Consider the following 14,219-nt stretch of genomic DNA (forward strand, 5'->3'; position numbering starts at 1 on the left):
TGCATATTCTTATCAATAAAATGCTAAAGAATTGCAGAAAGAAACCGGATGGAACGATTACGGCGCAAGAATGTATATGCCCGAAATCGGAAGATGGGGTGTCATAGATCCTTTGGCAGAAGCTCTAAGAAGACATACACCATACAATTACGGCGTTAATAATCCTGTAATGTTTATCGATCCCGATGGAAGATTGTCACAATCTTTTATTGACGGAATGATGAGTTCGGGAAGTGGTACGCATTACAATACAGGAAGTGGTTTCAGCAATGGGTTAGCTTATGATGAAAGACTGGGAGGAAATAATAAAGCCAGTGGGGTTAATAATTCTTTTGGGGATAATGAGAATACTAATTTTAATGCTTTCAATACAGCGCAGTTTGGTGGTGATGATGAGAAGACAGCGCTTGCATACAAAAAACAGTATGAACTTAATCGAAACATTCAAATGGCTGAAACTATATTATCCGAAGCTTTATTAGAAAGTACTTATGATGGTAAAATTCTTCGATATGGTCAAGCTCTTGAATATTCAAGAAAAGCATTAGTTAAAGTGTATGGAAATGATGATATAAAATCTATAAACAAAGTTTATTCTATATTGGTAAATAAACTTAATTTTTATAAAAAAAGCTTAGTGGGTTCAGATGGTGTAGCTTATTCTATAGTCGTTTCAGGTATTATAGTGGCACTTGGAGCAAATACTCTAAAATTAGAAATGAAAAACGAATATATTCTACATCAAATAAAAAAAACAGATATTAACGTATATAAATCGATTTTCCCCACATATGAAACAAGTCGTTTTGGTGGTGGTGGATCAAAAGGAAAATGGTAATTAAATAATAACAATATATGAACAGAACTACAAAAGGTTGCTTAATATCTTTCATTATAATAATTTTCAGCATATTTGGTATTATGTTTTTGATAATTCAAAGAATTGATAAATCCTTTGTTTCAGATAAACAAGAAGTTGATATATCTTGGGAAAACTACATAAAAAAAATACGCTATAGAGATAGTGTTTTATTAAATAATTACAATATAGAAAATATTAATGCTCAAATTAATAAGACAGAAAATTACTTGAAAGATTATCAGTTAAAAAAAGATTTGCTTAATAATGAATACACTTTGAATGATAGTTTAATAAAATATGTAAATATTCCTCATATCAATGATAAATTAAATAGATCATTGTCAATTTATAATTCTAATGTAAAAGAGTTTAATGCAAAATACTCCTCTTTCCCTTATAATTATTTACGTATTAAAAAGTCTGTTGATTTATATGATTATTTTGAAATTCAATATGGCTTGAATAATGATGAAATTATAAAAAAGGATCAAAAAATTAATGATTGGATAAAGAACGGCGGAGAGTTAAAATAAAAAGTGGTAATGTATCAGAAGTGTTGTTTTCTTTTATTAATGAATATTTAAGAAAATATTACTCATAAAATGAATAAAAAGAGTAACTATTTGGTTGCTCTTTTTAAACTAATATGACCATTTGGGAAATATCAGGTTAAGTTATTATAACAGCGCAGGTGTCCCTGCTATTTTAGAAGAAAACAACTATTATCCTTTTGGGATGAAGCATGACGGGTATAATGCTTTGGCTGGAAATCCTGCATATTCTTATCAATAAAATGCTAAAGAATTGCATACTCCTTACAATTATGGCGTTAATAATCCTGTGATGTTTATCGATCCTGACGGAAGATTGTCACAGTCTTTCATAGACGGGATGATGAGTTCGGGAAGTGGTACGCATTACAATACAGTGGTTTCAGCAATGGGTTAGCTTATGATGAGAAACTTCCGGGTGGTAATAAAGCGAGTTTTGCAAGCTCCTCAACAGATCCTGGTCCTTCAACGTGGCAGTCTATTAAAAGCTTCTTCAGTAATATTTTTAGTGGAAATAAGAAAGGCGCAGGTATTTCAACTTTTGCACCAGGTGCTATTGTAACGCGTATACCTCCTGTTCAAGTAGGCCCTTTAATTTCTGAAGGAGTAGCTACGGAAGCAATCGCCAGTATTGAAGCTACAGTTGCAGCTATTACATCTGCTGGAGCATTGACACTTGGAGCAATTTTAATACCTACAATGGGGCATTGCCCAACAACAGATTGGACGAAAACCGCTTATGGGGATGTACCAATAACAACAACGGATAAACCAAATACGGAAAATTTATATTTATATAGAAATATGTTGGCAATTGGAAATTTTCCAGTGTTAGGTCAAAACAGATTTACTTTAGGAATTAGACCACTTGACATCGGTGGTAAAATAGGAACAGAATACGTATATCCTTCTTCTTTAGATGGGTTGTCAACAACATTAGGAATAGGAAATGTAATACCTCCAAATGTACCAAATGCGACTAATAAAACGACTTTATTTAGAATAAATGCAGCTACTCTACCTGCTCAAGGATTAGTTCCTGCACCAATTGAAGGAAATTACTATAGAGTAATTCCTGCATATAGAATGACTGCTCAAGAGTTTAACTTAAGAATACAAGCAACAGCACCATTATGGACACCGGTAAGATAAAAATTGAAGAATTAAAAGATATCATTAGCGAAAAACTAAATTATAATATTATAAGTAAATTATCTGTCGATGAATATCGTAAATTTATTTATGATTTTTTTAATATTCTATCCTTGTATAAGCAACAAGGAGTTAAAAGAGAAGATATTGAGGGCTTTATTAATAAACTTTATACCAATCAGTCTTCCCATTTTAGCGGAGATATAATTAAAGAAGATATGTTTAGTTTTATTACTGAAGAAATATTAAATTTTTGTCCATCACCTTTTTTTTGGAATATATCATTGGAAGAATATATGCAAAAATGGGAAAAAATTTATTTTTCTAGCTTAAATTAAAGCATAACTATGGAAACCAATAAGATGATAAACCAATTGAATTATCTATTTGAATTATTAGATTTTGAAACTATTTCGTCGTTAAGCAATGAGAATTATAAAATATTAATATTAGATTTTTTTATAAAAGTTAAAAAACTTAAATATGAAGGTTTAAATTTAAATGAAGATTTAAAAAGTTTTATAAATAATAAACACATTCAGTACTATGATTATTATGAAAAAAATCATATTTATGAAGAAAGGATGCAAATGATACTTTCAGAATTAATGGGATTTTGTTCACCACCAAAATTTTGGAACGTTTCTTTTGAAGAATATATGAAATTAAAATGGGGAATAGACATTAATTAGCAAAGCCCCGATCTCGCAGATTTCTAATTTTTGATTATCTATTCCGAAAACTTTAAATTCTAAATAATGGACAGATTCAATCTGCAATTTCCATTACCACAGGGATATTTATAACATTAATTCAAAGTACTTCCCCAACTTGGCAACCTGTAAAATAATTAGATATGGAAGAAAGAGAAATAATTATACAACAAATTAAAGAAAAATTAAAAACAGATTTAATTCCAGAAAATATTTGTTCATTGACTTTAGATGAATATAGAAACTTCGTTATATCATTATTTGAGCACATAAATTTATACAAAGATAAATATGTTTTAACATACTATGATTTTAGGGAGTATGCGGATACTATTTATAGAGAAAATGAATTCGAAGATAATTGTTCAGAAAGATTAGCATTTATAGTTGATGAATTGGGCGTTTTCTATACTCAATCTCCTCATTTTTGGGATTCTAATTTTGATGATTTCAAATATAAAATGAAAAGACATATCTCGGAAGGTAGTGGTTTATAAAAATTCTCAAAAGATTATATGGAAGAAAGAGAAGTTATTATAAGAAAAATTTTAGAAAAATTATATATTGAATTTAATCCGAAAAATCTATATCAGTTGACTCTGGACCAATACGGAGATTTCTTGATTTCAATATTTGAATATATAAATTTGTACAAAGACAAGTACCATTTGAGTGAAAAGGATTTTGTAGAATTTAGTGAGGTTATTCATCATAAATATGATTATGATGAATATGAAGATAATTGTTGGGAAAGAGTAGCATTTTTTATGGATGAATTAATATTCTGTTTTTCTACACCTGCTCCATATTTTTTTGATTCCAACTTTGAAGATTTTAAAAATAAAATTAAAAAAGATATGAGGCAAGGTAATGGTTTATGAAAATTTTTGAGCGATTATTATGAAAAAAAGAGACGTAATCATAAAGCAAATTCAAGAAAAATTAGAAATTGAACTAAGACCAGAAAATATTTCCAAGATGACCTTGGATGAATATAGAGATTTTATTATTTCTATGTTTGAGTATATAAATTTATACAAGGATAAATATCTTTTAACATCCTTAGATTTTAGGGAATTTGCAAATGATTTTATTTATAATTATGACGATGATGATTATGACGATAATTGTGGCGAAAGAGTAAGATTTTTTATGGATGAATTAGCTATTTTGTATACTTATCATCCCCCATTTTTTTGGGATTCTAACTTTGAAGATTTCAAATATAAAATGAAAAGACATGTCTCAAAAGGTAATGGTTTATAAAACTGGAGTTTCTATCTTTTTTAGGACAAAAAGTATATACTTCTTATACTCCTAAATTGAGGTAATATTTAAAGATTAGGGTATTGAAATCTCAATATCCTAATTTCATCATAAAAACAGCGCAGAAGTTCTAACGGTAAAGAAGTACAGAAAGAAACAGGCTGGAACGATTACGGGGCAAGAATTTATATGCCGGAAATCGGTAGATGGGGTGTTATAGATCCTTTGGCTGAACAATACAGAAAATGGACACCCTATAATTATGTAATGAATAATCCTATTAAGTTTACTGATCCCGATGGAATGAGAGCAGGTACTGACTTTTATAGTATGATAAATGGTTGGGCAGAAAGTGTGAATAATGCAAATGGTAATAATCCTGATGGAAGTAAACCTCCAGATTGGTATCAAAAAAATGGAACAAATAACGTAGAATGGAAAGATACTAATAAAGCAGTAGAGGGTTACACAAGTTTAGGTAGAAGCAATACAATTGGAGCTTCTGCTGATGGTTACGCTAGAATGTATTATCTACATGCAAATGGTTCTGCTACAGCAACAACAGGAGATGGTGAAACCACTCTTTTATATGCGGAGGGTGGTGAAACTTTAAGTATAATTTCAGGTGGCACAATCACTACATCTGCAACAAGTGCGAGTGGTTTAGCTGCTCAAATTTCATATAATAGACAATTTTTGGGACCCATTGGGCTTACAGGAAGCGTTGGTTATGTAGCAGATTCCTATAAAGGAACTTTTGGAGGGAAGTTCTATTTTTCTTATGGCTTTTCCTTATCGAATAGCAGTGGTTTTTCGGCTGAATTTAATACTATAAAAGCTGCAAACCCCGATACTTTGTTTAAAGTTAGTGACTTTAAAGGTTTTGGAAATAGTTTTACTTCTGGATTTGGAGGGGGATATTCATGGGGAGGATCTTCTCAAGTTCAAGCACATGATGGCGTAAATATGGCAACTAAGGAAGAATGGGGAAGATATCCAGGAGGATATTCTACCTTTGGAGTTTCATACGGATTATCAAAACCTGCATTTGGAATTTCATTATCAAGAACAGAAACTAGATTTTTTAAAGATTAATGATGAGTAGAAATAAAAATACTTTAATTATATTGATTTTCATTGCGATATTATTTTTATATAATATCATTTCTCCCTCAAAAAATAGTGAAAGTTTTTTAGATAAAATGAGAGAAAGGGAAATAAAATCAATAATTAGTAAAAAATATATTAATTATGCGAATCACAATATACCATTTTTAGTTTATGGTAATCAAGACAGTATAGTGATTTACAGAGACTGGTATGATGAGGTCTCTGTCGGAGATTCAATAATAAAACCAAATGGTTCCTTAGAGATAGTTATCAAAAGTTCTAATGAAATTAAAAGATTTAATTATAAAGATAAATTTGGTTTAGAATAGTTAGGATAGGACGAGTAATATTTAAACGGATTATTTTTCACTTATGCTAATTATGTTCATGATTTTAGTTGAAACGGAGAATTTCAGTTTCTTATGGAAAGGCTAACGGATAAATGTTAGGAATAGGAGGTGATTTTATTCCTATTAAACTACAAATCCGGATCAAGTGTTTCATGTTAATAATTTTGCAGGGTATGGCAATTTATACTCCGCGGGTTTTGGAGCAACTATTAGCTATGGAGGAACTACAGATAAGAAAACCTCCTTTTCTGAAAATATTGATCCAAACCAATGGGGAAAAACGATAGAGGATATACAATAAAAGGAGGGGCAAATGGATGGGGATTAGAAGCCGGTGCTACGTGGATGAGAACTAATACTAAATTCTTTAAAAAAAGAGAAATAATGAACATTAATAGAAGGAGTAGTTCTGTTTTTATATTATTATCTGCCCTTGCGGTAGTTTGTATATTTTTATTAATTAATTTTTATTTTTACTTATTTCCAACCAATGATGAAAATAAAGAGTTATTTGAAAAAATCAAAAGTAGAAATATAAGATCATTGGTAGTGCGTAAAAGCATTGATTACAGTAATCATGGAGCTACATATGTTATATATGAAAAAGATAGTTTGCCAATTCATTCCGATTGGGAAGAAAAGATAGAGATAGGAGATTCAATAATTAAACCTTTAGAATCTTTAAAGTTAGTTATAAAAAGTCCTCTTAAAATAGATACATTAGATTATGAAAAACAAAAAGAAGTAAGATTAACAACTAATTTTTAAATATTGATCAAAAAACAGCATTTAACTTTTTGCCGAAATGCAGAATGGAACTGTTGATGTTCCTGATAGTGTTGCAGGTTCAATTAATGAAGTTATAAATGATTCTAAAGTTAATAGTGGCGATTATAATGATAAAGGTTTTAATTGTTTTTTATGCGCCATAAATGTGGGTAATGTATCAAAGTTAGTGATGAACATTTTCGAAAGATTAACTCACTGAATTTCAGAACTTATTTAATTTTAAGTAATCAAAACAAGAGTAGGCATTCCCTGCTCTTGTTTATTTTTGTTGATAAAAACATATCTAAATGACTGAAGATCATTCCTCGTGTATCAGAGTTAGTGATACAGGAATTTGTAAAAACTGTTATTCAAAAAATATTATCAAAAACGGAACTACAAAAACTAAAAAACAGCAGTATATCTGTAAGAACTGTAATAAACGATTTTTAGAATCTTACAGTTATAAAGCTTATCATAAGAATATCAATTCAAAAATAATTCAACTGACAAAAGAAGGTTTAGGAATCAGAAGTATAGCCAGAGTATTAGAGATTTCCGCAACAACTTTACTTAGAAGAATTATTAAAATTGCAGCGGATATTACTCAACCTAAAATCTGCTATTATCAATCTTACGAACTTGATGAAATGAGACTTTTCATCAGAAAGAAATCAAATATGCAATGGTTGGTTTATGCTATTGATAAAAAAAGTAAAAGAGTTGCTAGCTTCTACATAGATAAACGAACAAATAAAACCTTAAACACTGTAATAAAAACTCTTCTCAATTCTAATCCGGAAAAGATTTATACCGATAATCTCAGGAATTACAAGTATTTAATTCCAAAAGAAATTCATGAAACCAAAAGATTTGGGACAAATTCCATTGAGCGGAAAAATTTAAGTATAAGAACGCATCTGAAAAGATTTAACAGAGGAAAACAATCTGTTTTAGTAGAAGTGTTCTCGTATTAACGTCTATTCTGAAACTCTATTTTTGGTCATAATTTAAGTCTCCCACGATCACATGTAAAATTGATCATTATTATTAATCAATGACAATTCGCATTATGCGGATGTGTGCTGTGGTCTCCCGGCAAATGACATTCACCATTGTTGTCTTTAGAAATCGTCATCGCTTCAGCTCTCGGAGAAATGTAAGGAATACCCAATTCTAAACCTCTTACGATGAACAGACCTCCAAGAATAATCATAATGACCGGAACTGCTTTTAAAATCTTAAGTCTGAACGCCTGATTCATCAGGTTTCCGACCAAAACTACGGTAAACATGAATGGAAGTGTTCCCAAACCGAATAAAGCCATATATGAAGCTCCCTGCCAAATTCCACCGGATGCTAAACTTGCAGTTAAAGCCATGTAAACCATTCCGCAGGGAAGAAATCCGTTGAGAATTCCTGTAGTGAATCTTGAGCGGTAATCTGCCTTCTGTAAAAGTTTTCCTAAATTGGATTTTACTTTAAACAAAAATTTAGAAAAGAAAGGAATTTTTGAAGCAAAATCTTTCCCTCCAAATGAAAATAAAGCCATTACAATCAACAGAATTCCTACTGCAATTGTCAAATACTGTTGAAAACCCGCCATTTCAAAACCTTCGCCGATAATTCCTAAAATTCCGCCTAATAAAGCATAGGTGAAAATTCTTCCGAACTGATAGGTTAAATTCTGAAGATAAAAATTAGTAGACTGTTTTTTCGTTAATCCCATCGATAATGCAATAGGACCACACATTCCGATACAGTGAAAACCGGAAGCAAAACCTAAAGCGATTGCCGATATTACAAGTGCTATTTCCATATCACATCATAGTCGAGTCGATAGTCTGTCTTGTCGATAGTCCACATCAATCGTAACGTATAATTTCCTTTTGTTAAAACTTTTGCAGGAATGGTAAATGATTGATTGGCATCAAGCTGCTCAGATCTTTTGATGTCTAAATTCTGATCATCAGATCTGTTTAGTACAAATTTAATCTTAGAATTTGCGTTGTTGATATTTTTAGGAAAAGTCAAAGTAATTCCTGATGCATTCTGAGAAAATGCAGGTTTTTCTTTCAAAGTATCTGCTCTTCTCTTTGCATCGATTACGGTTTGATATTCCAGCTCTTCTTCGTAATACTTATCGGTTACCATTTCGGAATTTTTTTGTCCGTTAGGAAATAAGAAAAGCATGGATAAAATAAATATAATAAAAGAACCAAGTGCTATCAATACACCGTGTCCCCAAGTGAAATTTTTCATTTTTAAAAAAAATTAAAATTGTAATTTAAATGGTCCTTCGAAATACGTTTCATAAGAATCTATAAGCTCACCTTTCATGTCATAAACACCGATGGTGATATTTTGTTTAGACAATTTCATGGCATCTTCCGGGAAACTTATATTAATCGTTCCTTTTGTGATCTTATCTCTGTTTACTGTAATTTTGCTTGATGCACTGGAGCTGATTTCGCCTCTTGCAGGTTCTATCACTTTGATGGTAACGATTTTTTTATCGTTGGTCTTATTCAGGAAAGTATAGTTGTACGTATTGGTGATTTTTCCTTCTCTTACAAAGAATGTACTTCCTGCAGGTTTAATGAATTTAGCTTCCATCTCGCCGCGACTTGATAAAAGATACCCTAAGAACCCTACCAATACAACAAGAACAATGGCAAAGCCTTTCATTCTTCCGGTAAATTTATATGGAGCTCCGGTTTCTATTTCTTTTTCTGATGCATAACGTACCAAACCTTTTGGTAAGCCTACTTTTTCCATGACTTCATCACATGCATCGATACAAGCGGTACAGTTAATACATTCTAATTGCTGTCCGTCTCTGATGTCGATTCCTGTAGGACAAACGACCACGCATTGATAACAATCAATACAATCGCCTTTTCCGGCGGCTTTCCGGTCTTCACCTTTTCTCCATTTCGAACGGTTTTCACCTCTGTTGAAATCGTAAAAAACATTGATTGTTTCTTTATCGATCAAAACTCCCTGCAATCTTCCATATGGACAAACCAATGTACAAACCTGCTCTCTGAACCATGCAAACACAAAATAAAATGCTGCGGTAAAAAGAATCATCACGATAAAATTGGTAGGATGTGCAAAAGGACCATCAGAAACAATATTGAGTACCTGTTCGTAACCCACAATATACATAAACATAAAGTGCGTAATGATCAATGAAATGACAACGTAGATTGACCATTTCAGGCTTCTCTTCCAGATTTTTTCACTGTCCCATTCTTGTCTGTCAAGCTTCATCTGCTTATTTCGGTCTCCTTCAATCAGATATTCAATTTTACGAAAAATAGATTCCATAAAAATTGTCTGAGGGCATATCCACCCGCAGAAAATTCTTCCGAATGCAATCGTAAAAATGATTATAAATAGGAGAGACGCAATAGCTCCTAAAGTAAGGATGAAAAAGTCCTGAGGATAAAAAGGCTGTCCAACAATGAAAAACTCTCTATCAATTACATTAAATAAAAAGAAAGGATTCCCGTTGATTTTTATAAACGGTACAATGAAATAAACTGCCAGTAATAAATAACTGACGATGTTTCGGTAATTGGTGTATTTACCTTTTGGTTTTTTAGGAAAAACCCATTTTCTTTTTCCGGATTGTTCCATTGTTCCTATAGAGTCTCTATAGGTTTCAGGATCTAAAACCTGTCCCTGTCCGCCGCGTAGAATTTCTACTTCTTTTTCTGACATTTTTAGTGTGGTTTTATTATTAAAAAAGAAAAAACATAATTCGTTACTATTTTTAATTTAATAACAAATTATGTTTAATCATATATTTTTAAGTTTTAATTTACTGTTTCTCCCACTTTGCTTCATCACCGTAAGCTGGTGCACCGCCTTGAGCAGGAGTAATTGGTGGCTGTTCCTGGTTGATGTGATATACATACGCTGCAACATTCTGAATGTCTCTTCCTGTAAGTACACCATTTTTACCCCAAGCCTGCATTGCAGTTCCTGTAACACCATTTTCAACAACGTGGAAAACGTTTTTGAATAATGTTTTTTCAGGTTGGTTGTGCCAGAAGTTATCTGTAAGGTTAGGACCGATACCTCCTTTACCACCGTCTGAGTGACAAGAGACACAGTTGGTTTTGAAAACTTCCTCACCTGCTGCGATATTGTCTTCAGAGAATTCTGCAGTCTCTATCGTCACCTGTGGCTGGGTTTCTTCATACTTTGCAATACTTGCAATCTGCTCTTTGTATTCAGTTTCATATTCATTTAATGGATGTGCAAAATCTGTGAATGAATAAGCGCAGATATACACTGCACAAAATACCGTTCCGAACCAGAATAAACCTACCCACCATTTTGGTAATTGATTATCCAATTCCATGATCCCGTCAAAACCATGATCAATAAGGATATCTTTTTCTTCAGTTTCAGACTGCTTTTTGAAAGCCGCATCATACTGTCTTTTTAAGAAAGGAATTTTCTTTTCGTTAAGGTATGCTGCTTTTTCTTCTGCAGTTAGTTTTTTGAATTTATTGTTTTCAATCAAATCTCCGATTGCACTGTGGATGTATGCCAAGATTGCACTGATCACCACAGTTCCCCAGAAATATGGCGAAGCTAAAAACGAATAGCTTTGTACAAATAGATAATAAAAAACTATCAGAAGTCCTATTATTATCAAGATGTTTACAAAAACTGGTGTTCTTTGTTTCATAATAAATAGTTTAATTTTTTAAATTAAAATCATCTTCATCATCCTCAAGAGGGGCATGCTCTTCTTCTTTGTAATATTTTTTAGGCCTGCTAAAAACATAGATCACCAAAGCAATGAAGAACATCATAAAGAAAATCAGAGCCAAAGTTTGATACAAACCTGCATTTTCCGTATTGGATAATATATCTTTAAAGTTCTGAGGAATCATATGAGCTTTTAATGTTTAGTTATTACTAGCTGTTTTTATTTCTGTAGTTTTAATATCTGTACCCAATCTTTGTAGATAAGAGATCAATGCTACGATTTCTTTTTTCTCAAGCTTTACATCTGGTCTCTTAGCATACTCAGTTTTCAAGTCAGCTGCTTCAAAGAAGATATCTTTTACAATTTTAGCTGCCTGATTGTCTGCCCATTTATCTGCTGAATCAATCTGAGCTTTTGTATAAGGTACATCAAAAGATTTTTTCATCAGCGTCATTTTGTCGATCATCTTTGATCTGTCTAAGTTAGTTGCAATCAACCAAGGATAACGAGGCATGATAGAACCTGCAGATGTAGATCTTGGGTTGTACATATGCTTGTAATGCCATGAACTCGGGTTTTTACCACCTTCTCTATGCAAATCCGGTCCTGTTCTTTTAGAACCCCAAAGAAATGGTCTGTCATAAATGAATTCTCCTGCCTTTGAATATTGTCCGTTTTTACCGTTAAATCTTACAATCTCGTCTCTGAAAGGTCTGATCATCTGAGAGTGACAAGCATTACAACCTTCACGGATGTAAATATCTCTACCTTCCAATTCTAACGGAGAGTAAGGTTTTACCGCAGAAATTGTAGGTACACTCTTATCCAGTGAAAGCGTAGGAACAATTTCGATTAAACTACCTATAGATATTGTGATGAAAGATAAAATACCTAATAAAACCGGCATTCTTTCTAACCAAAGGTGGGTACCTTCTCCTTCTTTTCTTTTCTTGCTGATAATTGCTAAAGCCGGAGCTTCTGCAGGAACTTCTTTTTGGAATGAGCCTTTTCTAACTGTAGCAAAAACATTGACTACCATCAACAAACCTCCTGAAAGATATAGGAAACCTCCTAAAAATCTTAATTTATAATAAGGAATAATTGCAGTTACTGTATCTAACCAGTTTTTCCACAATAATGTTCCGTCCGGATTAAATTGTTTCCACATCAAACCTTGAGTGAATCCTGCAATATACATTGGTACTGCGTAGAAAATGATTCCTAAAGTACCTAACCAGAAATGCCAGTTAGCTAATTTTACAGACCAGATTTTTGTTCTCCACATAATCGGTACTAAATAATAGATCACACCGAATGCCATGAAACCATTCCATCCTAATGCACCTAAATGTACGTGACCGATAACCCAGTCAGTAAAGTGGCCGATTTTGTTGATGTTTTTTGTTGCTAAAAGCGGTCCTTCAAAAGTTGCCATACCATAACAGGTAACTGCAACCACGAAGAATTTCAATATTGGGTTTTCTCTTACTTTATCCCAAGCTCCTCTCAAAGTAAGAAGACCATTTAGCATACCTCCCCAAGATGGAGCAATAAGCATAATAGAGAAACCTGTAGATACTGCCTGTACCCAAGCCGGAAGAGCTGTGTACTGAAGGTGGTGAGGTCCTGCCCAGATATAAACGAAAATTAATGACCAGAAGTGAATAATTGATAATTTGTAAGAAAATACAGGTCTGTCAGCTGCTTTTGGTAAGAAGTAATACATCAAACCTAAAACCGGTGTTGTCAATACGAATGCAACTGCATTGTGACCATACCACCACTGAACGATAGCATCTTTTACCCCTGCATAAACTGAATAAGATTTCCATCCTGAGAATGATAACGGAACTTCAAGGTTATTGAAGATGTGCAGCATTGCTACCGCGATCCATGTACCGATATAAAACCAGATTGCTACATACAGGTGTCTTACTCTTCTTTTTGCGATAGTAAGGAACATATTTGCTCCGAATATAATCCAAGAGAATGCAATCAATATATCGATTGGCCACTCGTGTTCAGCATATTCTTTTGAGGTGTTGATCCCCATAAAGAATGTGATAAACGTAGCAACAATCATCAACTGCCAAGTCCAGAAATGTAACCAAGACAATGTATCGCTGTACATTCTTGATTTTAATAATCTTTGTAATGAGTAATAAATACCGGTATAAACGATATTACATACAAATGCCCAAATAACAGTGTTGGTGTGCAACATTCTTATTCTTCCGAAACCAAACGCACCATGGGTGTTGATCAAACCTTGAATATCACCTGATGACAGACTTTTTATTGTCGTATCATCGGTCCCGAATAAAAATTCAGGAAGTTCAGGGTAGAAAAGCATTAATGCTGCCGTAAGCCCAAACACGAATCCTATAATTCCAAAAACTATGGTCGCGTATAGGAATGCCCGAACAATACTGTTGTCATAACTAAACTTTTGTGTCTCCATACTAACTATTCACTTTTTTCTTCAATTTTATTATTTTCTCCTTTTTCCTCTTTATCGTTTTTGTTGCCAGAATCTACCTTTTTATCTTCTTTTACTTCATCTTCAAAAAGTATGCGAACAGCGGGAGATTCATCATCCTCAAACTGTCCTTTTCTCGCATTTACTATAAAAACGATCAGGAAAACTGCAGCCAAAGAAGCACTACATAAGATCATTAAATATAGAATATCCATCAGACAACAAAATTAACCTAT

21 protein-coding genes are annotated in these 14,219 nt (G+C 32.7%); 14 read left to right on the forward strand and 7 right to left on the reverse strand.

The genetic code is table 11. The annotated features are described in order from the left end of the window. Positions 1–31 precede the first annotated feature (31 nt). The 14 genes from K0R77_RS17190 (at position 32) to K0R77_RS14735 (ending at position 7,749) form a co-directional block, all read left to right on the forward strand. Positions 32–838 carry an RHS repeat domain-containing protein gene (locus K0R77_RS17190; RefSeq protein ID WP_367182748.1) on the forward strand — a complete coding sequence of 269 codons (807 nt, stop codon included), beginning with the start codon at positions 32–34 and terminating at the stop codon, positions 836–838. Positions 839–855: 17 nt separating this feature from the next. Beyond that, positions 856–1,395, forward strand: a complete 540-nt coding sequence (locus K0R77_RS14680) for a hypothetical protein (protein WP_300353923.1) — start codon at positions 856–858, stop codon at positions 1,393–1,395. A gap of 121 nt (positions 1,396–1,516) precedes the next feature. Next, the gene (locus tag K0R77_RS17195) at positions 1,517–1,654 is read left to right on the forward strand and encodes a hypothetical protein (protein ID WP_367182749.1); all 138 of its coding nucleotides are present in this window, start codon (positions 1,517–1,519) and stop codon (positions 1,652–1,654) included. Between the two features lie 12 nt (positions 1,655–1,666). Further along, positions 1,667–1,810: a hypothetical protein gene (locus K0R77_RS17200; RefSeq protein ID WP_367182750.1), complete on the forward strand. Its 144-nt coding sequence runs from the start codon at positions 1,667–1,669 to the stop codon at positions 1,808–1,810. A gap of 272 nt (positions 1,811–2,082) precedes the next feature. After that, complete coding sequence (locus K0R77_RS14690; protein ID WP_300353926.1) at positions 2,083–2,565, forward strand: hypothetical protein; 483 nt, start codon at positions 2,083–2,085, stop codon at positions 2,563–2,565. Continuing rightward, positions 2,547–2,903 carry a hypothetical protein gene (locus tag K0R77_RS14695; protein ID WP_300353928.1) on the forward strand — a complete coding sequence of 119 codons (357 nt, stop codon included), beginning with the start codon at positions 2,547–2,549 and terminating at the stop codon, positions 2,901–2,903. The genes K0R77_RS14690 and K0R77_RS14695 overlap by 19 nt, the downstream gene beginning before the upstream one ends. A gap of 9 nt (positions 2,904–2,912) precedes the next feature. Further along, the gene (locus K0R77_RS14700) at positions 2,913–3,257 is read left to right on the forward strand and encodes a hypothetical protein (protein ID WP_300353931.1); all 345 of its coding nucleotides are present in this window, start codon (positions 2,913–2,915) and stop codon (positions 3,255–3,257) included. 164 nt (positions 3,258–3,421) lie between these two features. Then, the gene (locus K0R77_RS14705) at positions 3,422–3,775 is read left to right on the forward strand and encodes a hypothetical protein (protein WP_300353934.1); all 354 of its coding nucleotides are present in this window, start codon (positions 3,422–3,424) and stop codon (positions 3,773–3,775) included. A gap of 18 nt (positions 3,776–3,793) precedes the next feature. Next, on the forward strand, positions 3,794–4,159 hold the full coding sequence (locus tag K0R77_RS14710) for a hypothetical protein (RefSeq protein WP_300353937.1): 366 nt from the start codon (positions 3,794–3,796) through the stop codon (positions 4,157–4,159). Between the two features lie 19 nt (positions 4,160–4,178). Continuing rightward, complete coding sequence (locus tag K0R77_RS14715) at positions 4,179–4,544, forward strand: hypothetical protein (protein ID WP_300353940.1); 366 nt, start codon at positions 4,179–4,181, stop codon at positions 4,542–4,544. A gap of 189 nt (positions 4,545–4,733) precedes the next feature. Then, a complete protein-coding gene (locus tag K0R77_RS14720; RefSeq protein ID WP_300353943.1) occupies positions 4,734–5,639 on the forward strand; it encodes a hypothetical protein in 906 nt (301 codons plus the stop codon). 2 nt (positions 5,640–5,641) lie between these two features. Further along, positions 5,642–5,983 carry a hypothetical protein gene (locus tag K0R77_RS14725; protein ID WP_300353946.1) on the forward strand — a complete coding sequence of 114 codons (342 nt, stop codon included), beginning with the start codon at positions 5,642–5,644 and terminating at the stop codon, positions 5,981–5,983. A gap of 291 nt (positions 5,984–6,274) precedes the next feature. After that, a complete protein-coding gene (locus tag K0R77_RS14730; protein WP_300353949.1) occupies positions 6,275–6,772 on the forward strand; it encodes a hypothetical protein in 498 nt (165 codons plus the stop codon). Between the two features lie 308 nt (positions 6,773–7,080). Further along, on the forward strand, positions 7,081–7,749 hold the full coding sequence (locus K0R77_RS14735) for an IS1 family transposase (protein WP_300353952.1): 669 nt from the start codon (positions 7,081–7,083) through the stop codon (positions 7,747–7,749). 77 nt (positions 7,750–7,826) lie between these two features. On the opposite strand, the gene K0R77_RS14740 is transcribed toward K0R77_RS14735, so the two are convergent. The 7 genes from K0R77_RS14740 to ccoS all read right to left on the reverse strand — a co-directional run bounded on the left by K0R77_RS14740 (position 7,827) and on the right by ccoS (position 14,198). Then, positions 7,827–8,591: a sulfite exporter TauE/SafE family protein gene (locus K0R77_RS14740; RefSeq protein ID WP_300353955.1), complete on the reverse strand. Its 765-nt coding sequence runs from the start codon at positions 8,589–8,591 to the stop codon at positions 7,827–7,829. Beyond that, positions 8,582–9,034 (reverse strand): FixH family protein, encoded by a 453-nt coding sequence (locus tag K0R77_RS14745; RefSeq protein ID WP_300353958.1) that lies wholly within the window; start codon positions 9,032–9,034, stop codon positions 8,582–8,584. The genes K0R77_RS14740 and K0R77_RS14745 overlap by 10 nt, the downstream gene beginning before the upstream one ends. A gap of 12 nt (positions 9,035–9,046) precedes the next feature. Next, positions 9,047–10,501, reverse strand: a complete 1,455-nt coding sequence (gene ccoG / locus K0R77_RS14750) for a cytochrome c oxidase accessory protein CcoG (RefSeq protein ID WP_300353960.1) — start codon at positions 10,499–10,501, stop codon at positions 9,047–9,049. Positions 10,502–10,601: 100 nt separating this feature from the next. Further along, on the reverse strand, positions 10,602–11,480 hold the full coding sequence (locus K0R77_RS14755; RefSeq protein ID WP_300353962.1) for a c-type cytochrome: 879 nt from the start codon (positions 11,478–11,480) through the stop codon (positions 10,602–10,604). Between the two features lie 10 nt (positions 11,481–11,490). After that, entirely contained in the window at positions 11,491–11,688 is a 198-nt protein-coding gene (locus tag K0R77_RS14760; RefSeq protein WP_300353964.1) for a cbb3-type cytochrome c oxidase subunit 3, read from the reverse strand. Between the two features lie 15 nt (positions 11,689–11,703). Then, positions 11,704–13,965: a cytochrome-c oxidase, cbb3-type subunit I gene (gene ccoN, locus K0R77_RS14765; RefSeq protein WP_300353965.1), complete on the reverse strand. Its 2,262-nt coding sequence runs from the start codon at positions 13,963–13,965 to the stop codon at positions 11,704–11,706. Positions 13,966–13,970: 5 nt separating this feature from the next. Next, a complete protein-coding gene (ccoS, locus tag K0R77_RS14770; RefSeq protein WP_300353967.1) occupies positions 13,971–14,198 on the reverse strand; it encodes a cbb3-type cytochrome oxidase assembly protein CcoS in 228 nt (75 codons plus the stop codon). Positions 14,199–14,219: the final 21 nt, after the last annotated feature.

It is taken from the genome of Chryseobacterium sp. (genome assembly GCF_029240215.1).
In the GTDB taxonomy this organism is placed as follows: domain Bacteria; phylum Bacteroidota; class Bacteroidia; order Flavobacteriales; family Weeksellaceae; genus Chryseobacterium.

Bases quoted from the DNA above. Each gene is read 5' to 3' on its own strand.
- K0R77_RS14680 (WP_300353923.1), top strand. From the start codon at position 856: ATGAACAGAACTACAAAAGGTTGCTTAATATCTTTCATTATAATAATT.
- K0R77_RS14695 (WP_300353928.1), top strand. From the start codon at position 2,547: ATGGACACCGGTAAGATAAAAATTGAAGAATTAAAAGATATCATTAGC.
- K0R77_RS14700 (WP_300353931.1), top strand. From the start codon at position 2,913: ATGGAAACCAATAAGATGATAAACCAATTGAATTATCTATTTGAATTA.
- K0R77_RS14705 (WP_300353934.1), top strand. From the start codon at position 3,422: ATGGAAGAAAGAGAAATAATTATACAACAAATTAAAGAAAAATTAAAA.
- K0R77_RS14710 (WP_300353937.1), top strand. From the start codon at position 3,794: ATGGAAGAAAGAGAAGTTATTATAAGAAAAATTTTAGAAAAATTATAT.
- K0R77_RS14715 (WP_300353940.1), top strand. From the start codon at position 4,179: ATGAAAAAAAGAGACGTAATCATAAAGCAAATTCAAGAAAAATTAGAA.
- K0R77_RS14720 (WP_300353943.1), top strand. From the start codon at position 4,734: ATGCCGGAAATCGGTAGATGGGGTGTTATAGATCCTTTGGCTGAACAA.
- K0R77_RS14725 (WP_300353946.1), top strand. From the start codon at position 5,642: ATGAGTAGAAATAAAAATACTTTAATTATATTGATTTTCATTGCGATA.
- K0R77_RS14730 (WP_300353949.1), top strand. From the start codon at position 6,275: ATGGGGAAAAACGATAGAGGATATACAATAAAAGGAGGGGCAAATGGA.
- K0R77_RS14735 (WP_300353952.1), top strand. From the start codon at position 7,081: ATGACTGAAGATCATTCCTCGTGTATCAGAGTTAGTGATACAGGAATT.
- K0R77_RS14740 (WP_300353955.1), bottom strand. From the start codon at position 8,591: ATGGAAATAGCACTTGTAATATCGGCAATCGCTTTAGGTTTTGCTTCC.
- K0R77_RS14745 (WP_300353958.1), bottom strand. From the start codon at position 9,034: ATGAAAAATTTCACTTGGGGACACGGTGTATTGATAGCACTTGGTTCT.
- ccoG (WP_300353960.1), bottom strand. From the start codon at position 10,501: ATGTCAGAAAAAGAAGTAGAAATTCTACGCGGCGGACAGGGACAGGTT.
- K0R77_RS14755 (WP_300353962.1), bottom strand. From the start codon at position 11,480: ATGAAACAAAGAACACCAGTTTTTGTAAACATCTTGATAATAATAGGA.
- K0R77_RS14760 (WP_300353964.1), bottom strand. From the start codon at position 11,688: ATGATTCCTCAGAACTTTAAAGATATATTATCCAATACGGAAAATGCA.
- ccoN (WP_300353965.1), bottom strand. From the start codon at position 13,965: ATGGAGACACAAAAGTTTAGTTATGACAACAGTATTGTTCGGGCATTC.
- ccoS (WP_300353967.1), bottom strand. From the start codon at position 14,198: ATGGATATTCTATATTTAATGATCTTATGTAGTGCTTCTTTGGCTGCA.